The 17,448-nt window shown below is 36.3% G+C and carries 20 protein-coding genes; all 20 read left to right on the forward strand.

All coding sequences use genetic code 11. From position 1 onward, the window contains the following. The first annotated feature begins 88 nt into the window (after positions 1–88). Positions 89–2,725 carry an alanine--tRNA ligase gene (gene alaS / locus FEZ08_RS06080; protein WP_138190822.1) on the forward strand — a complete coding sequence of 879 codons (2,637 nt, stop codon included), beginning with the start codon at positions 89–91 and terminating at the stop codon, positions 2,723–2,725. Between the two features lie 12 nt (positions 2,726–2,737). Next, positions 2,738–2,986 (forward strand): IreB family regulatory phosphoprotein, encoded by a 249-nt coding sequence (locus FEZ08_RS06085; RefSeq protein WP_138190823.1) that lies wholly within the window; start codon positions 2,738–2,740, stop codon positions 2,984–2,986. A 15-nt stretch (positions 2,987–3,001) separates the two neighbouring features. Beyond that, complete coding sequence (gene ruvX / locus FEZ08_RS06090; protein ID WP_138190824.1) at positions 3,002–3,415, forward strand: Holliday junction resolvase RuvX; 414 nt, start codon at positions 3,002–3,004, stop codon at positions 3,413–3,415. 12 nt (positions 3,416–3,427) lie between these two features. Beyond that, positions 3,428–3,700 carry a DUF1292 domain-containing protein gene (locus FEZ08_RS06095; RefSeq protein WP_138190825.1) on the forward strand — a complete coding sequence of 91 codons (273 nt, stop codon included), beginning with the start codon at positions 3,428–3,430 and terminating at the stop codon, positions 3,698–3,700. A 33-nt stretch (positions 3,701–3,733) separates the two neighbouring features. Continuing rightward, on the forward strand, positions 3,734–4,822 hold the full coding sequence (mltG, locus tag FEZ08_RS06100) for an endolytic transglycosylase MltG (protein ID WP_138190826.1): 1,089 nt from the start codon (positions 3,734–3,736) through the stop codon (positions 4,820–4,822). Positions 4,823–4,918: 96 nt separating this feature from the next. Continuing rightward, positions 4,919–5,506: an O-methyltransferase gene (locus tag FEZ08_RS06105; RefSeq protein ID WP_171014962.1), complete on the forward strand. Its 588-nt coding sequence runs from the start codon at positions 4,919–4,921 to the stop codon at positions 5,504–5,506. Then, positions 5,503–6,423 (forward strand): peptidase U32 family protein, encoded by a 921-nt coding sequence (locus FEZ08_RS06110; protein WP_138190828.1) that lies wholly within the window; start codon positions 5,503–5,505, stop codon positions 6,421–6,423. Before FEZ08_RS06105 ends, FEZ08_RS06110 begins: the two co-directional genes overlap by 4 nt. A 14-nt stretch (positions 6,424–6,437) precedes the next feature. After that, positions 6,438–7,697 (forward strand): peptidase U32 family protein, encoded by a 1,260-nt coding sequence (locus tag FEZ08_RS06115; protein WP_138190829.1) that lies wholly within the window; start codon positions 6,438–6,440, stop codon positions 7,695–7,697. 16 nt (positions 7,698–7,713) lie between these two features. Beyond that, complete coding sequence (udk, locus tag FEZ08_RS06120) at positions 7,714–8,337, forward strand: uridine kinase (RefSeq protein WP_138190830.1); 624 nt, start codon at positions 7,714–7,716, stop codon at positions 8,335–8,337. Between the two features lie 49 nt (positions 8,338–8,386). Next, positions 8,387–8,863, forward strand: a complete 477-nt coding sequence (gene greA, locus FEZ08_RS06125; RefSeq protein ID WP_199288042.1) for a transcription elongation factor GreA — start codon at positions 8,387–8,389, stop codon at positions 8,861–8,863. A 15-nt stretch (positions 8,864–8,878) separates the two neighbouring features. After that, complete coding sequence (locus FEZ08_RS06130; RefSeq protein ID WP_138190831.1) at positions 8,879–9,568, forward strand: 5'-methylthioadenosine/adenosylhomocysteine nucleosidase; 690 nt, start codon at positions 8,879–8,881, stop codon at positions 9,566–9,568. Positions 9,569–9,630: 62 nt separating this feature from the next. Beyond that, positions 9,631–10,131 (forward strand): YqeG family HAD IIIA-type phosphatase, encoded by a 501-nt coding sequence (locus tag FEZ08_RS06135; RefSeq protein ID WP_138190832.1) that lies wholly within the window; start codon positions 9,631–9,633, stop codon positions 10,129–10,131. Continuing rightward, positions 10,131–11,234, forward strand: coding sequence for a ribosome biogenesis GTPase YqeH (yqeH, locus tag FEZ08_RS06140; protein ID WP_138190833.1), 1,104 nt, complete (start codon positions 10,131–10,133; stop codon positions 11,232–11,234). The genes FEZ08_RS06135 and yqeH overlap by 1 nt, the downstream gene beginning before the upstream one ends. Then, positions 11,235–11,963, forward strand: coding sequence for a shikimate dehydrogenase family protein (locus FEZ08_RS06145; RefSeq protein ID WP_138190834.1), 729 nt, complete (start codon positions 11,235–11,237; stop codon positions 11,961–11,963). It begins immediately after the preceding gene. Continuing rightward, entirely contained in the window at positions 11,957–12,247 is a 291-nt protein-coding gene (yhbY, locus tag FEZ08_RS06150; protein ID WP_138190835.1) for a ribosome assembly RNA-binding protein YhbY, read from the forward strand. Before FEZ08_RS06145 ends, yhbY begins: the two co-directional genes overlap by 7 nt. A 16-nt stretch (positions 12,248–12,263) precedes the next feature. Continuing rightward, positions 12,264–13,379, forward strand: a complete 1,116-nt coding sequence (nadD, locus tag FEZ08_RS06155; RefSeq protein ID WP_138190836.1) for a nicotinate (nicotinamide) nucleotide adenylyltransferase — start codon at positions 12,264–12,266, stop codon at positions 13,377–13,379. Between the two features lie 4 nt (positions 13,380–13,383). Further along, a complete protein-coding gene (rsfS, locus tag FEZ08_RS06160; RefSeq protein WP_138190837.1) occupies positions 13,384–13,728 on the forward strand; it encodes a ribosome silencing factor in 345 nt (114 codons plus the stop codon). 58 nt (positions 13,729–13,786) lie between these two features. Then, positions 13,787–14,191 (forward strand): ComEA family DNA-binding protein, encoded by a 405-nt coding sequence (locus FEZ08_RS06165; RefSeq protein WP_199288043.1) that lies wholly within the window; start codon positions 13,787–13,789, stop codon positions 14,189–14,191. Beyond that, positions 14,184–16,424 (forward strand): DNA internalization-related competence protein ComEC/Rec2, encoded by a 2,241-nt coding sequence (locus tag FEZ08_RS06170; RefSeq protein WP_171014963.1) that lies wholly within the window; start codon positions 14,184–14,186, stop codon positions 16,422–16,424. The genes FEZ08_RS06165 and FEZ08_RS06170 overlap by 8 nt, the downstream gene beginning before the upstream one ends. A gap of 44 nt (positions 16,425–16,468) precedes the next feature. Beyond that, the gene (gene holA, locus FEZ08_RS06175) at positions 16,469–17,440 is read left to right on the forward strand and encodes a DNA polymerase III subunit delta (protein ID WP_138190840.1); all 972 of its coding nucleotides are present in this window, start codon (positions 16,469–16,471) and stop codon (positions 17,438–17,440) included. The last annotated feature ends 8 nt before the right edge of the window (positions 17,441–17,448 follow it).

The following is a 17,448-nucleotide window of genomic DNA, read 5'->3' on the forward strand; positions in this document are numbered from 1 at the left end:
TTCGGTAAAAAGGTGTTCACAGACATGTTTTTATGCTATAATATACGTTAGTATTTTATACAATATTTTAATTTAGGAGCTATACAGAATGAAGAAACGAACAAGTGCAGAAATACGACAACTTTTTCTCGATTTTTTCGCTGAAAAGGGCCATGCTATTGAACCCAGTGCATCATTAATTCCAGTTAATGATCCTTCTTTACTATGGATTAATAGCGGTGTCGCCGCCTTGAAAAAATATTTTGATGGTAGTGAAGTGCCAGATTCAAAACGTATAGTTAATGCTCAGAAATCATTACGTACTAATGATGTTGAAAATGTTGGTGTTACTGCGCGTCACCAAACTTTCTTTGAGATGCTTGGGAATTTTTCAATTGGTGATTATTTCCGGACCGAGGCAGTTACTTGGGGCTGGGAATTTTTGACTAGTCCAGATTGGATAGGTTTTGATAAAGATAAATTATATGTAACTGTTTATCCGAGCGATTTAGATACCTATACTTTATGGCGTGATGTTATTGGATTAGATGAGTCACAGATTGTTCCTTGTGAGGACAACTTTTGGGAAGTAGGCGAAGGGCCTTGTGGACCGTGTACTGAGATTTTTTATGACCGTGGCGAAGCATACAACTTTGATACACCTATCGAAGAATTAAATCCTGCTGGTGAAAACGAAAGATACTTAGAAGTATATAATATTGTTTTTTCTCAATACAATGCTCAAGCAGGTTTAAGTCGTGATGAATATCAAGAGTTACCAACAAAGAACATTGATACCGGTATGGGTCTTGAACGAATGGTTTCGATTATCCAAGATGGTGCTACAAATTATGATACAGATTTATTCTTGCCAATTATTGCTGCTATTGAAAAGCAATCAGGAAAAAAATATTTAAGTGATGCTGAAACCGATAAAAGCATGAAAATTATTGCTGATCATATTCGTACTGTTACTTTTGCAATTGCCGATGGAGCTTTGCCATCTAATGATGGTCGCGGCTATGTTATCCGTCGTTTGATCCGCCGTGCCGTTCGTTTTGCACGAAAATTAGGATTACAGAAAGCATTTTTATATGAGTTATCACCAGTAGTTGCTGAAATTATGGATGCTTATTATCCGTACATTACTGAGAATATGGAGTTCATTCAAAAAGTTATTCGTGCAGAAGAAGAAAAGTTCTTGGAAACTTTGCATGAGGGTGAGGAGCTGCTAAAAGAATTGCTGGCAGATAATGTAACTGTGCTTAGTGGTGAAGATGCTTTTAAACTTTATGATACATACGGTTTTCCGATTGAATTAACCGTTGAATATGCTGAAGAGTATAATATTGAAGTTGATTTAACAGCTTTTGAAAGTGCCATGGAGGCTCAACGTGAGCGGGCACGTACTGCACGTGGTGAACAAGATTCAATGCATGTTCAGTCAGAAGTATTGCGCAATTTCAAAGTGCCAAGTGAATTTCTTGGTTATCAATCTACGAGAAGCCGTGCGAAAGTTATTTTTATGATACAAGATGATGAACTTGTTGATATCGTGCAAGCTGGTGCCGAAGCGATGATTATTATGGACCAGACACCTTTCTATGCTGAAAGTGGTGGTCAGGTTGCGGATACCGGAGTGTTAGTTGCTGATGAATTTCAAGCGAGTGTGCTTGATGTTCAAAAAGCGCCTAATGGTCAATCACTACACCGTGTCTTAGTTGAGACTGGAACTTTAAGTGTTAATATGCAAGTTGAAGCGATTGTAAATAGTAACAATCGTTTGGCAATAACTAGAAATCATACCGGAACACATTTGCTGCATAAAGCTTTAAAAGAAGTTTTGGGAACACATGCTAATCAAGCAGGTAGTTTAGTTGCACCGGATCGTTTAAGATTTGACTTTAGTCATTTCCAGGCTTTGACAAGTGAAGAGCTCGAGACGGTAGAAGCAATTGTAAATGATATGATTTGGCGTGCGTTGCCGGTATCAATTGAAACAATGTCAATTGATGATGCAAAAGAACGTGGGGCAATGGCTTTGTTCGGTGAGAAATATGGCGATGTTGTACGCGTTGTTTCAGCAGGTGATGAAAGTATTGAACTTTGTGGCGGAATTCATGTACAGAATACTGCCGAAATTGGTTTGTTCACGATTGTTTCAGAGACCGGTATTGGCTCAGGAATCAGACGTATTGAAGCCGTTACTTCTAGAGGTGCATATGAATTGCTTGGTAGTTATAAAACTACTGAAGCAGAAGTTCGTAAGGTTTTAAAACTGAAATCGCATACACCATTAGTTCAGCATGTTCAAGAAATACTGGCTGAGCAAAAGTTGATGCAACAGAAAATTGAGTCATTTGAAGCACAATTATTAAATCAAAAGCTTTCAAGTTTAGAAAATGAAGTCAGTTTGGTTAATGAAATTCCGGTATTAGCTTTACAGTTAACCGGTGTAGATGCAAACGGATTAAGACAGGCTGCTGATCAACTGAAGCAAAAACTTGATTCATATGTAATTGCTTTGTTTGCAGCAACTGAAGAAAAAGTAGTAATTATCACTGCTGTATCTAAAGATCTTAACGATCGCGGCATTCAAGCCGGCAGTATTGCTAAAACATTGGCAACTATTTGTGGTGGTAATGGCGGCGGGCGACCGGACTTTGCCCAAGCCGGCGGTAAGGATCCAAATAAAATTAACGATGCAATTAATGCATTGTATACATATCTTGAAGAATTGAAATAGGAGGGGTTAAACATGGGAATCGATCAAACAAGAAAATATGATGTTGGCAGTATCCAAAGTGAAATTGTCAAAGAAACACTTACACAAGTTTATGATGCACTTTTAGAAAAAGGGTACAATCCGGTCAATCAAATTATCGGTTACTTGCTTTCGGGTGATCCAGCATATATTCCACGCTATAAAGATTCACGAAATCTTATTCGTAAGCTGAATCGTGATGAAATTATCGAAGAATTATTGAAAAGTTATTTAGCAAAATAGAGAGTTGGAACACAAATGCGGGTTATCGGCCTGGATGTTGGCACTGTTACTGTTGGTATTGCGATGAGTGATCCTTTAGGTTTTAGTGCCCAGCCGCTTGAAACATTTCGGTTTCCAAGTGAGCAATATAAAACTGCGATTCAACATATTGCTACATTAGTAAAGAAACATGATGTTGAACGAATTGTTATTGGATTGCCCAAAAATATGAATGGCTCAATAGGTCCGTCCGGTGAGCGTTCAAAGGCTTTTAAAGAAGCTCTGGCAAAAGTTGTTGATGTTCCGCTGGTCCTTTGGGATGAGCGATTGACAACGGTTCAAGCAGAACGAATTCTGCTTGAAGCCGATACTTCACGCAAAAAAAGAAAAAAAGTTATCGACACAATGGCAGCTACGCTGATTCTTGATAACTATTTACAATCTATATAGGAGGCTGTATTTATGGATACACAAAATATTACAATTGTTGATGAAAATGGAAATGAAACCTTATGTGAGATTTTATTTACTTTCGAGTCAGAAGAATTAAAAAAAAGCTATGTAATTTATTACCCGGTAGGATCAGAAGATGAAGATGGCAATGTTGAAATTTTCGCTTCTAGTTATGACCCTAATGCCGGTAATGAAGGCAGTCTGGATGCTATTGAGACTGATGCTGAATGGGATATGATTGAAGAAATGATTGCTGCATTCGACAATGATGAAGAACAATAATAATTGCAATCGTAAGTAGTCAAAGGAGTGCCTATGAGTAGACGAAGAAATCAAAAGAAACAAACAAATAAAAAAAGTAAAACCGGGAAAATCGTTTTGATTATTGTTCTGGTTATCACCTTGATTGGAGCAGGAGCAGGCGGTTATGCTTGGTACCTATTTCAACCAGTATCTAGTGATGAAACGACAGTTTCATTTACTATTGCCGAAGGTGACGATGTTGCAGCTGAGTTAGTAGAGGCGGGATTAATCCGTTCTGATTTAGCGTTTAAATTTGCGACCCGTTTTGGCGGTGCCGGAGATAACTTCAAGGCTGGTAATTATGATTTATCACCAAGTATGTCAGTTTATGACATGATTAATAAATTTGTAAATGGTGAGTTTTCAGAACAGATGCGTTTTACAATATTTGAAGGTAATGACTTAAGCCAGATTGCTGTATCAATCAGCCAGGTTTTAGATGCTACCCCGGAAGAAATATTAAAGCAAATTGATGATATTGATTTCATTAAAAGCATTCAGGGTGACTATTGGTTTTTAACTGATGCTATCTACAACGAAGAGATAAAGCACCCTTTAGAAGGGTACTTGTATCCAGATACTTATTTTGTTGACAAAACAAGTACAGTTCAAACGATTGTTCAACAAGGCCTAGATAATATGTTAACCCAGTTAGAACCATTAAAAGCTGATATGCAAAGTTCATCACATTCAATTAATGAATTGATGACAATGGCTTCTATCGTTGAAAAAGAAACAATTTTAGATAAAGACCGGCCAAAAGTTGCTGGTGTATTCTACAACCGTATCGAAGCTGGAATGTCACTAGGAAGTGATGTAACTGTCGGTTATTCATTAGGTAAACATGATATTAATTATACAACAGAGGAATTACAGAATGATTCACCATATAACACTTATGTAGTTATCGGATTGCCTCCCGGGCCTATTGCCAGTCCGGCAATAAGCGCAATTAAGGGAGCTTTATATCCTGAAGATAATGATTACTATTATTTTATTGGTGATATTTGTACTGATAATACAGTTTATTATGCTACAACACAAGCAGAGCATGATGCGAACGTTGATAAGTATCTTGGCTGCTATCGCAACCAGGATTAATATAAACACCGATAAACCCTTCTTTCTTCGCGAAAGCAAGGGTTTGTCTGCGGTAAAGCCGAATTTTGTGAATTTTAAGCCAATAGGAGGATGATTATGGATTTTCCGGATATTGTTAATTATGCAAAGATACATGATGTACCGATTATTGAAGCCGATTCTTGGTCAACAATTAAACAAATAATTGATAAGCAGCAGCCAAAAACAATTTTAGAAATAGGCAGCGCAATAGGTTATTCGGCATTATTATTTGCTAAATATTCTGATGCGGAAGTCTATACTATTGAAAAAGATGAGCATAGAGCAGAGGTTGCTGCCAGAAATATTTCCAGCAGCGAGTATGCTGACCGGATTCATTTTTATCATGATAATGCCTTTACTTGGAAATATCCCGGTGCAGTGGTTGATCTTTTGTTTATAGATGCTGCTAAGGCGCAAAATAAGGCGTTTTTTGAGCGTTTTGAGCCGTTTGTTCGTCCTGGTGGCATAATTCTTACTGATAACATGAATATTCGCGGTCACATAGAATTAGAGCTTTCAGAAATAAAAAGTCGTAATTTAAAACGCATTGTTCGCCGAACTAAAGAATATCGCCAATGGCTTGAACAATTACCAGGATATGACACAATAATACTAGCTGCTGGTGACGGGTTGGCCCTCACTGTTAAAAAGGAGAAATTATGAAGACTACAGAACTCGTTTTGAGTCCACCAAGTTTAACAAATATAAATATATACTTTGATGCCGGTGCTGATGCGGTAATAATCGGCGAGCAGCAATTTGGTTTGCGGCTACCTATTTACGTAGAAAATTATGCCGAAATACAAGCTCTAATCAAGCAAGCCCATGCAGCACAAAAGAAATGTTATGTTGCAATTAATAGCATTATCCATAATCATCAGTTAGATGATTTAAAAGCATATATTCAAGTTTTAATGGAAGTAAAACCGGATGCAATTATTTTTGGTGATCCGGCTGTTTATATGACTTGTAATGAATTAGCAAGCGATATCCCGTTGTTTTGGTCGACCGAAACAACTGCTACTAACTGGTTTAGTGCTAAGATGTGGTTCGAACGTGGTATTCAGCGAGTCATTTTGGCCAAAGAATTAACTTTAGATGCTATTGCCGAGATGAAAGATCATGTTGATGGTGAAATTGAAATTCAGGGATATGGAGCGTTATGTATGTTCCAATCACGACGAACTTTGTTGCAAAATTATTATAATCATGACGGGCAAGAAGAGCAGTTAGCTGCCCCGGATGATAAGCTATCATTATATGATGCTGAGCGCAGCAATTATTATCCAATTTATGAAGATGCAAATGGGACTCATATAATGAGTGCTAAAGATATTTGCGTTATTGATGAATTAATTGGATTGCAGTCTATTGATAGTATTCAATTAAACGGATTGTTGAAAACTGAAGCACAGATGGTTGCAGTTGTTGAGGCTTTTAATGAGGCAAGACAATTATTGGCAACTGATATTGATAGTTATAAGAAAATGCGTAAAGACTTGTTTGCACGAGTTTTGGCGCTGCAAACTGATTATCGAACACTTGACAAAGGCTTTTTATATAAGCCGACAATTTACTAGTGAGGAGCGAGGATATGCGACGTGTTGTATCAGAAATAATTGATGGCAAAAGAATTATTACTAAAAAACCGGAATTACTGGCACCGGCCGGCAATTTGGAGAAACTCAAAATTGCCGTTATGTATGGGGCAGATGCAGTATTCATTGGCGGTCAGAAATTTGGTTTGCGTGCTAATGCCGACAATTTCTCAATTGATGAAATTGCCGAAGGTGTTCGTTTTGCCAATGAGTATAATGCCAAAATTTATGTCACTACTAATATTTTTGCTCATAATAGTGATATGCATGATCTAGCACCTTATTTAAAGGACTTAGAAGATGCCGGGGTAACTGGAATAATTGTTGCTGATCCATATATTATTGAGACATGCAAGGTTGCTGCACCAAAATTAGAATTGCATTTGAGTACACAGCAGTCATTAACCAACTGGAAAGCCGCTGAGTTTTGGAAGGAACAAGGGATGGATCGTCTGGTTCTTGCCCGCGAAATGACCAAGGAAGAAATCCAGCAAGTTTTGGATCATGTTGATGTTGAGATTGAAACCTTTATTCATGGTGCAATGTGTATTGCGTATTCTGGTCGTTGTACCTTAAGTAATCATATGACCAGCCGCGATTCGAATCGTGGTGGTTGTTGTCAAAGTTGTCGCTGGGAGTATGATTTAGTACAAGAAACCGACAGTGGTGATTTAAATAAACTAAATACTGATAAAAATCAATATACAATGAGTCCTATGGATTTAAATTTATTGACATCTGTTCCGCAAATGATTGAGATGGGTATTGATAGTTTAAAAATTGAAGGACGTATGAAGTCGATTCATTATGTCGCTACGGTTGTCAGTGTTTACCGAAAAGTGATTGATGCTTATTGTGCTGATCCGGATAATTTTGAGTTATCTGATGACTATATTGAAGAATTGAAAAAATGTGCTAACCGTGAAACCGCGCCTTCTTTTTTTGAAGGGGTTCCAACTCATCAAGAACAGCTGTTTAACCATCGTGATGAACACCCAACTAAGGAGTTTATCGGTATTGTACTTGAATACGATGAAACAAAGCAAATGCTGAAGCTTGAACAACGTAATTATTTCAAACCAGGTGATACTATTGAGTTCTTTGGTCCGCATATGGATAACCTGAACTTTGTAGTTGGAGATATTTTTAATGAGGATATGGAGGCGGTTGATGCCGCAAGACATCCACAAGAAATTATTTACATGCCATTGCCATTTAAAGTATTACCGCAAATGATGATGCGGAAAGTGAAATAAGCGAGGAGTATATTGTATGAATAAGCCACTGATTATTGGAATTGCCGGCGGGAGCGCGAGCGGAAAGACAACTGTTGCTGAGAAGATTTATGATTCATTGCGGTCAAAATCAAGTACTATTATTATCCGTCATGATGATTATTATAAGGACCAATCTCATATGCCGATGGAAGAACGGGTGTTAACTAACTATGATCATCCTTTTTCTTTGGATAATGGGTTATTAATTGAACATTTAAAGTTATTGTTGGAAAATAAAGCTATCAATAAACCGATTTATGATTTTAAGGAACATACTCGGAGTCAAGACTGTGAGATAATTGAACCGGTGGAAATTATTATTTTGGAGGGCATTTTGGTTCTTGAAGATAAGGGTCTGCGGGAACTTATGGATATAAAATTATATGTTGATACTGAACATGATATTCGCTTTATTAGACGGCTTTTGCGCGATATGAATGAACGTGGTCGTTCATTAGATTCAGTGGTTACACAATATGAAACAACCGTCCGGCCAATGCATATGCAATTCGTTGAGCCGTCAAAGCGATTTGCTGATTTAATCATTCCGGATGGTGGCGAAAATATGGTTGCTGTTGATTTATTGGTAACAAAAATAAATAGTACCATTTCTGAGTGAAATCAGGTATAATATAATAGTTATGTATTTTTAAAAGGGAGTGTTTTTTGTGGTTGATAACAAAAAATATCAAATGACATTAGAAGGTAAAAAGTTGCTCGAGGAAGAGCTTGATAATTTAATAACGGTTCGCCGTAAAGAAGTCATTGAAAAAATTCAAATTGCTCGTAGTTTTGGTGATTTATCAGAGAACTCTGAATATGATGCAGCGCGTGATGAGCAAGCTGCTGTTGAATCACGTATTTCAGCAATTGAAAATATGCTGAAAAATGCTGAAATAATTGAAACGGTTGAAGAAACCGGAGCAGTTGTTTTCGGTTGTAAAGTTACTTTTAAAGAATTGCCAAAAGGGAATAAGGAAACTTACAAAATCGTTGGTAGTGCTGAAGCTAATCCTTTAGAGGGTAAAATCTCAAGCGATTCACCGATAGCGGTAGCGCTAATCGGTAAACGCAAAGGTGATAAAGTAACTGTTGTATTACCAAATAAGAAAGAAATTGAAGTTGAGATTTTAGCAATTGACTAATTAAGGAGCAATTATATGGCTATTGGAATCATTGGTGCAATGGAAGAAGAAATTACTTACTTTCTTGAAGCTTTAGGTGAATATAAATCCTATACGTTTGCTGACCGCACTTTTTATCAAGGTGAGTTAAGCAACCACGATGTTGTTGTTGCTTTAAGCGGTATTGGTAAAGTTAATGCTGCGGTAACAACAACGTTATTGCTCACGCACTTTGATATTACTCATGTATTTAATACCGGTAGTGCTGGTGGTGCAGACAAGGAGTTGAATGTTGGTGATATCATACTAGCTACTGAATGTTTCTACCATGATGTTGATGTTCGTGCTTTTGGTTATGAACATGGCCAGGTTCCGCAAATGCCAGTTACTTTTGAAAATGATAGTCAGTTATTAAGTTTGGCCACTCAAGCACTTGAGAATAGTCATCTGGCTTTTGTTGCCGGAACTGTTGCTACGGGTGATAGTTTTATTGCTAAGCTAGAACAGATTGAAGTTATTAAGCAGGCGTTTCCGAAAACGGCTGCGGTTGAAATGGAAGCTTGCAGTGTGGCACAAGTTTGCTATCAGTTCGATATTCCTTTTTTGGTTATTCGCTCAATTAGTGATATTGCAGGAATTGAGTCGCACATTTCTTTTAAAGATTATTTAGATCAGGCAGCAAAAAATGCAACTTTAATGTTAAAAGAAACACTTCAATTATTATAATTTTTTCTAAACCTCGCAGCTTTTCAGCTTGAGGTTTATCCTATTTTTGAAAGGAATTATCTATGTTTAGAAATTTTCGTGCCGATTATCGGTATCCATCAATTTACCAGATACCACTTGAAACAATAAGCAGTGATGGCGTTAAATATATTTTTACTGATTTAGATAATACTTTAGTTGCTGATGGAGCAGTAGAAACTGATTTTCAATTAAGTAACTGGCTGGCCCAAACAAAGCTATTAGGTTTAGAAGTTGTTATAATTTCAAATAATAAGAGTGAGCAAAGGGTTGCTGATTTCGCGAACCCTAATAACTTGGCTTACCGGTATCGCTCCGGGAAGCCAAGTCCAGATGTTTTCTATGAAATGATGGATAAATACGATATTGAGGTTGAGGAAGCAATAATGATTGGTGATCGGATTACTACAGATATTTTCGGTGCCAATCGTGCCGGACTGACAACTATTTTGGTTGAACCGGTTGATCCTAAAGAGCCTTTTGGTATTCGTTGTATGCGGATTATTGAAAATATTTTAGCTAAGTTAACTAAGGAGGACGTTTGATGGAACAATTACATTGTCATGGATGTGGCGTATTGTTACAAAGTACAGATCCGGAAAGCCGGGGATATATTCCGGAAATGAAAGATACCGGAAAACCATTATATTGTAAGCGTTGTTTTTCGATTCGCCATTATAATAAGCTAACTAAGGTTGATATTGATGATAATGACTTTCGTAAAATGCTTCATACAATTGGAGAAACCGATAATCTTGTTGTTACTTTAGTTGATGCGCTTGATTTTAATGGGACTTGGGTTAATGGTCTGGAACGTTATGTAAATGGCAACCCAATTCATGTTTTAGTTAATAAGGTTGATTTATTACCGCAGTCTTTAAAGCCAGTTAAAATTGAACATTGGATTCGTCGACGTTTAAAAGCTATTGGTATTAAAGTTGCCGGGGTTCAATTGATTAGTGCTGAAAAAAAGCATGGTATTGATGAGGCCGTCAACGAAATTAATCGATTGCGAAAAGGTCGTAATGTTTATATTGTTGGAACAACAAATGTTGGTAAGTCTACGTTTATAAATGCTTTGTTGCAGTCATATGGTGAACAAATTGCTGATCCGATTACGACTTCATATTTTCCCGGAACTACTTTAGATTTTATTGAGATTGCTCTGGATGATAATACGAGTTTATTTGATACCCCTGGTATTATTCAACCAGGTCAGTTGACACATTATTTGGAGTATACTGATTTTAAGTATATTATTCCTAAAAAAGAGTTGAAGGCTGTTGGTTTTCAACTTAAAAGTAATCAAAGTTTATATGTTGGCAGTTGTGCTCAATTCGATATTTTTACTGAGGAACCAATAAGTGTTACAACTTTTTATAACAATACCATAAAAATTCATCGCGGCAAGCAAGAGAAGAGTCAGGAATTTTATGAACAACATAAGGGAGAATTGTTACAACCAATTCAGTCACCTTTACCAGAAAACTTTAATCATCGTAAGCGTTATGAATTACGCACAAATCATGATAAAACTTCAATCTATGTTTCTGGACTTGGCTGGACAACAATTCATGCAAAAAATATTGATGTTTCAGTGTATGTTCCTGATGGTGTAGATGTGTATATGGTAGAGGCGTTGATTTAAGTGAAATCATTTGGGTTATTCGGAAATAACATAGTTGCATCAATATCACCAAAAATTCATCAGCTTATATGGCAGTGCCTTAGTATTGATGGTTATGAATATAATTTATACGATCAAGTTATGGTACCTGCTCGTGAACAACTGCAACGTTTGAATGGGGCTAATATTACTATTCCATTTAAAGAGCAGATTCATGTTGATTGTTTAAGTGATGCTGCCGCGGCTATTGGGGCAATAAACACTGTTTATTGGCAGAACGGCCAATTATGCGGTGCAAATACTGATTGGATCGGTATTGATAAAATGTTGTTTGCGGAAACTGATTTAAGTCAGGTGCTAATCATCGGCAGCGGTGGTGCGGCAAAAGCGGTGTACTATGCGCTAATTATGCGCGGCGTTGCTGATGAAAATATTGTTGTTGCGTATCGTAACAATAGAATGAACAATACGCTTCAGCATATTCCACTTGCGGAAGTAAATCAAAAGTTAAACACCTTTAGTGCAATCTTTCAAACAACACCGGCAGATACTGTTAATATGCGTTTATTAGCACAGTCTGTCTGGTATTATGATTTACGTTATACGGTAACTTTGGCTCAGCAGCGGGCTAAAAACGGCCTTGAAATGCTTATTTGGCAGGCAATTGCTGCCGAGGAGTTGTGGTTAGAGCGTGATTTACTTGATGATAAACAGTTATTTTTATATATTAAGGAGCAAATAGAATGCTAACTGGAAAACAAAAAAATTATTTACGGGGTTTGGCTAATCAGTTGAAGCCTGGATTCCAAATTGGAAAAGATGGTATCAGTGAAAATTTACTGAGTGCGCTGGATAGTTATATTGAAGCGCATAGTTTAGTAAAAATTCACTTACTACAAACTTATGATGGTGACAAAAAGGAGACTGCTGAATTATTAGCAGAAAATCTTCGTGCCCAGGTTGTTCAAATCATTGGCAGCATGATTATTCTTTACCGATTCAGTAAGAAGTCTGATATTGTTTTACCAAGATAATGAGGTGATACAGGCAATGAAAAAGAAGATTGGTTTACTTGGCGGTACTTTTAATCCGATTCATACTAAACATTTGGCTATTGCGGTTCAGGCAAAAGAGCAGTTTCAGCTGAGCGAAGTTTGGTTTGTACCCACTAACATTCCGCCGCATAAAGAATTTGATCAAGATGAGGTGAGCGTCAGCGATCGTTTGACGATGATTGAGCTGGCGATTCAACCATATAAAGATTTTCATATTTGTGATTTAGAGTTGCAACAAGCCGGTATATCATATTCAGCTCACTTAATTCGTCAGTTGAGTGCGATGCATCCCGATTTTGAGTTTTACTTTATTATCGGCGGTGATAATGTTGCAATTTTATCAGAGTGGTATGATATTGAATATTTACTTTCAGCTGTTCACTTTATAGGTGTTCCGCGGGAAGACTTTGCCGTGGAATCACCGTATGAAATTCTTTGGTTAAATATAGATACCGTTGATAATATTAATTCCAGTGATATTCGTTCGGGCAAACTATACCGCAAGGACGTTGTCCCGGAGGCAGTTTTTGATTATATTATTTGTAATCATTTGTATTGTTATACGCGATTACATTATCATGTTTATCAGAATATGAGTTATTATCGTTTCATCCATGTCTTAGGTGTTGTGGAGACAGCTGAGCGTTTGGCAATTCAGTATAATCTGGATGTTGAGAAGTGTAAGTTGGCGGCATTGCTACATGATTATGCCAAAGAAATTGATAAAAAGCGTGAGCAGTTAATTATGGAGAAGCATTTTTCGAGTGAAATGGCACTTTATGATGAGCCGGTATGGCATGCTTTTGTTGGTTCATATTTGGTTCAAAAGGAACTAGGTATTTTTGATTCGCAAGTCGTAGCAGCGATTCGTTATCATGTTACCGCACATCCAGAGATGGATACTGTTGCTCAGTGTTTATTTGTTGCTGATTATATTGAACCTGGGAGAAATTTCCCGGGAGTAAATGACGCACGGACTGCGGCATTTACCAGTCTTTCCGCCGGAGTGGTTGCCGAACTAAACGGTGTTAAGGCACATTTGTTAAGTAAGGGAGTTCAATTTCCTGAGCTTTCAGAACAAGCATTATTAAAATTTAAGCAGGAGGTTTAATTATATGAATGAACTAAAAATTGTTGTTGAAGCAATTGATAATAAGATGGGAAAGCATATTGAAGCTATTGATGTTTCAAAGTTGTTTCCTTTCGCTGATTATTTTGTTATTTGTGAGGCTAATAATGAAAAGCAGCTTCAGGCAATTGTTTCAGAATTGAAGGATCAGGTTGAGCGTGCAGGAATGACTATCAAGAAAATTGAGGGTGTTCCGGAGTCTGGCTGGATTCTTGTTGAAGTAGATGATGTTATTATTCACATTTTCTCTCGTGAACAACGGGAACATTATGGCATTGAACGTTTATGGGGCGATGCTGAAAAAGTTGATGTTTCTGAATTCTTAGTATAATTTTTGATTAAAACCATGTCTTTCTTACGAAATAAAGTGTAGGAGGGAGATGGTTTTTATGTTTGAAAAACTGGTAATAATAACTCGTGAACGTTGGCAAATTATTGCTGTTGTGGCGCTCGTGATAATTGGGAGCTGCTGGCAAATGTTTCAGAACGATAGCAGCAGTAATCTAGTACAGGCGAGTACATCAATTGATAGTGTTTCGAATACAGGTGATTCTAAAGATACTAAAGCAACAAATTCGAATAACCAAGTAACTGTTCAATCAAGAAAAATTAATATTAACACTGCATCCAGCAGTGAATTACAGAAAATACCTGGTGTTGGTCCGGCTAAGGCACAGCTAATTGTTGAATATCGTCAAAATAAGCGCTTTGAATCAATTGATGAGCTATTGAATATTAGTGGTATTGGTCCAAAAACCTTTGAAAAATTACGTGATCATGTCACCGTTGAATAAATTATGGCATAATAGTGCATTCTATATTGTTATAGGCGTTATTTGTGGTGCATGTATTTGGCATTTTAACCATGTTGCCGTTTTTTTCTTGCTATTTGGATTAGGATATTGTTATTATCATAAGCATTCTAATTATTTCATAATTGGTTGTATGCTTATTTTAGGGAGTTTATTTTTAAATAATTGCTTTCAGGGGAGTGTACTTAATATTAATAACACTGAATGGCAAGGTGTAATAGCTACTGAACCCAAAATAGATGGTGATAGTATTCAGTTTCGACTAAAAATTGATGATTTTAATGAAACAATTGTTGTATATTTGAGAGTTGGTTCTGAAAGTGAGCGCGAGTTGCAGCGCGAGCAATTACATGTAGGTAATAAGATAAGGTTTACCGGTAATTTAGACTTACCACAACAGTTACATAACTTTAGCTTATTTGACTATCAACATTATTTAAACATTCACGGTATCTATTATATTGCTTATATTAATGATATTACTATATTAGGTAACTCATTTTCTATACAAGGACTAATTTATCAATATATACGTGATAGTTTCCCGGAAAACATTCAACCATATATGCGTGCTTTCATTTTAGGTGATATGGCAGCAATTGAACAAAGCTATACAAACATATGGCAAAGTTTAGGCGTCATTCATTTGTTTGCCTTATCTGGATTTCATATTCAATTCTTAATTCGTTCGTTGCGAAAACTAGCTTCAAGATTATGGATACCGCAAGAACTCATTTCTATATTACTTATAGGGTTTTTGATTTTTTATATGTATATAACCGGATTTTCAGCTTCCGTGGTTCGTGCTGGTCTAATGGCAATTATCGGTATATTTTTCAGTTTGCAAAATAGAAGGGTGACTAGCTTTGGTATTTGTAATTGCATATTTTTATTAATGAGTCTGACAAATCCACTATTGCTTGAGCAAAGTGGATTTCAATTTTCTTTCATGATCAGTTATGCAATTATTCTTTCGCAAAAATATGTATCGCAGTTGCGCTATGGAAGACAATTATTTAGTAGTTTTCTTATTCAGATAGTATCTGTTCCAATAGTTATTTGGCATTATTATGAATTTTCAATGCTTACTTTTATTTATAATCTCATCTTTATTCCGTTTGCTTCAATTTTTGTTATTCCCAGTGTTTTTGTTACTTTTTGTATACCAATATTGAGTCCATTCTTATCTTTACTTATTTACGTTTTTGAACAATTCAGTATTTTATTAGCGACGCTACCACAATTGATAATAACAGTTGGTAGATTACCTATTATCTATATGTGCATATTAATGGTGGTAATACTGGTTGTTTTTATTTTGCTGTCAATGAGACATAGAAGAGTTAATTGTGTGATTGCTTTATTACTTGGACTTCTCTTGGTGCCTTGTTTGCATCCGTTAGGCAGCATTACCATTGTGGACATTGGTCAGGGTGATTGTATTGTTATGAGTATCCCGTTTGTAGATGGCGCCGTTGTTATTGACACCGGCGGAAAAGTCAGTTATGGAAACACTGCTTCATGGTCACAAAAATTAAACAGCAGTTCTTTAGCAGAGCGAATAATTATTCCTACAATAAAAGCTCTAGGTCATAATAAAATTCATACCTTATTTCTGTCGCATGCTGATCAAGACCATATGGGAGAAGCAGCCAAATTGGCAGAAAATATTTCTATTGGGCAAGTTGTTTTAAGCAAAAGTGATGCTTCATTACAAGAAAAATTTATTTCTCAAAATCTGGAAGAGTGGCATATACCGGTAATATACGCCTCAAGCGGTGATAATATTGCTGTTGGGAGGCAGTTATTTCAAATTTTACTGCCCAATGATTTTACATCCAGCCTTGATGAAAACAATAAGTCTCTAGTTATTTATACAAAACTTGGTGATGCCAGTTGGTTATTTACCGGTGATTTAGAAGCTGAAGGTGAAGAAGAATTAATGAGATTATATCCGCAGTTAACAGCAACTCATTTAAAAGTTGGTCATCACGGTAGTAAAACTTCAAGTTCGGATACATTGCTAAGTAATATTCAATCGCAGTATAGCTATATTTCGGCCGGTAGAAATAATCGTTATAAACATCCTCATCAGAATACACTTGAGCATCTGCTAGATGCTAATAATATAATTTATCGTACTGATGTTCATGGTGCTGTTCGATATTATTCATTTTGGTTTTGGAATTGGCATGAAATTGTTATTTCTGGCTGACAGCGTCGGCGCTAACTGTTATAATTATTTTAAAGGTGAAGTAAATGATTTACACAATAATTGGAACTGAACGCTATATAATTGAACATAGTTTAAAGCGAATTAAAAAGAAGTATATGAGTGATGATACAACACAAATTGATGTTGTTCATTTTGATATGAATGAGACCCTGCTTGATGAAGCACTATATGATGCTCAGGTGCCAGCCTTTTTTAGTGATTATAAAATGTTAGTTATTGATAACCCGTACTTTCTAACTGGTCAAAATGGTAAAAAGGATTTACCACATAATATTGATATGTTACAAGCCTATGTAGAAAACCCACTAGATACTACAATCCTTGTTATTATTGCTGATTATGAAAAAATGGATGAACGAAAAAAAATCGTTAAGGTTTTAAAGAAGGCTTCCAATATATTTGAGGCTTATAAATTGAACAGCAATCAAGCCTCACAGTGGTTAAAGAATATGTTAGACAAACAAAACATAGCATATGAACATGAAGCAATTGAGAGTATTGTCAGTCGTACAGATGCTGATTTACAGGTTATGGTTAGTGAAATCAAAAAATATCAATTGATGTATCCTGATCAAACAATATCTTTAGAGATTGTTGAGGATGCCACTGAGGATATAACAACTAAAACTGTATTCGAACTTATTGAGGCGATTGTAAATAAGGAAGCCTCAAAATCGATTGATCTTTACCAAACACTTTTAGAACAGAGTGATGATCCAATTGCATTTATCGCTTTAATGAGCCAGCAACTCAAAGTGATGTTGCAATTAAAGCTTGCACATATGCGCGGATACAATGCAAAAGATGTAGCTAGAATACTGGCTATGCATCCGTATCGGGTGAAAAAAATTCAGGAAAACGTAAGTCGTTTTTCAGAAGTTCAAATGCAACAAGCATTGACAGAACTTATTGATTTAGATTATCAAATAAAAACCGGTACCATTGATAAGTTTTTAGGTTTTGAGTTATTTATTATTCGATTTACCACAGTATAGTAGTGTAA

The organism is Culicoidibacter larvae (assembly GCF_005771635.1).
GTDB classification, from domain to species: Bacteria; Bacillota_I; Bacilli_A; order Culicoidibacterales; family Culicoidibacteraceae; genus Culicoidibacter; species Culicoidibacter larvae.

Coding starts and splice junctions, on each gene's coding strand:
- nadD (WP_138190836.1), top strand. CDS start 12,264: ATGAAAAAGAAGATTGGTTTACTTGGCGGTACTTTTAATCCGATTCAT.
- FEZ08_RS06105 (WP_171014962.1), top strand. CDS start 4,919: ATGGATTTTCCGGATATTGTTAATTATGCAAAGATACATGATGTACCG.
- FEZ08_RS06110 (WP_138190828.1), top strand. CDS start 5,503: ATGAAGACTACAGAACTCGTTTTGAGTCCACCAAGTTTAACAAATATA.
- FEZ08_RS06135 (WP_138190832.1), top strand. CDS start 9,631: ATGTTTAGAAATTTTCGTGCCGATTATCGGTATCCATCAATTTACCAG.
- yqeH (WP_138190833.1), top strand. CDS start 10,131: ATGGAACAATTACATTGTCATGGATGTGGCGTATTGTTACAAAGTACA.
- FEZ08_RS06165 (WP_199288043.1), top strand. CDS start 13,787: ATGTTTGAAAAACTGGTAATAATAACTCGTGAACGTTGGCAAATTATT.
- yhbY (WP_138190835.1), top strand. CDS start 11,957: ATGCTAACTGGAAAACAAAAAAATTATTTACGGGGTTTGGCTAATCAG.
- udk (WP_138190830.1), top strand. CDS start 7,714: ATGAATAAGCCACTGATTATTGGAATTGCCGGCGGGAGCGCGAGCGGA.
- FEZ08_RS06085 (WP_138190823.1), top strand. CDS start 2,738: ATGGGAATCGATCAAACAAGAAAATATGATGTTGGCAGTATCCAAAGT.
- rsfS (WP_138190837.1), top strand. CDS start 13,384: ATGAATGAACTAAAAATTGTTGTTGAAGCAATTGATAATAAGATGGGA.
- FEZ08_RS06095 (WP_138190825.1), top strand. CDS start 3,428: ATGGATACACAAAATATTACAATTGTTGATGAAAATGGAAATGAAACC.
- ruvX (WP_138190824.1), top strand. CDS start 3,002: ATGCGGGTTATCGGCCTGGATGTTGGCACTGTTACTGTTGGTATTGCG.
- holA (WP_138190840.1), top strand. CDS start 16,469: ATGATTTACACAATAATTGGAACTGAACGCTATATAATTGAACATAGT.
- FEZ08_RS06130 (WP_138190831.1), top strand. CDS start 8,879: ATGGCTATTGGAATCATTGGTGCAATGGAAGAAGAAATTACTTACTTT.
- alaS (WP_138190822.1), top strand. CDS start 89: ATGAAGAAACGAACAAGTGCAGAAATACGACAACTTTTTCTCGATTTT.
- mltG (WP_138190826.1), top strand. CDS start 3,734: ATGAGTAGACGAAGAAATCAAAAGAAACAAACAAATAAAAAAAGTAAA.
- FEZ08_RS06115 (WP_138190829.1), top strand. CDS start 6,438: ATGCGACGTGTTGTATCAGAAATAATTGATGGCAAAAGAATTATTACT.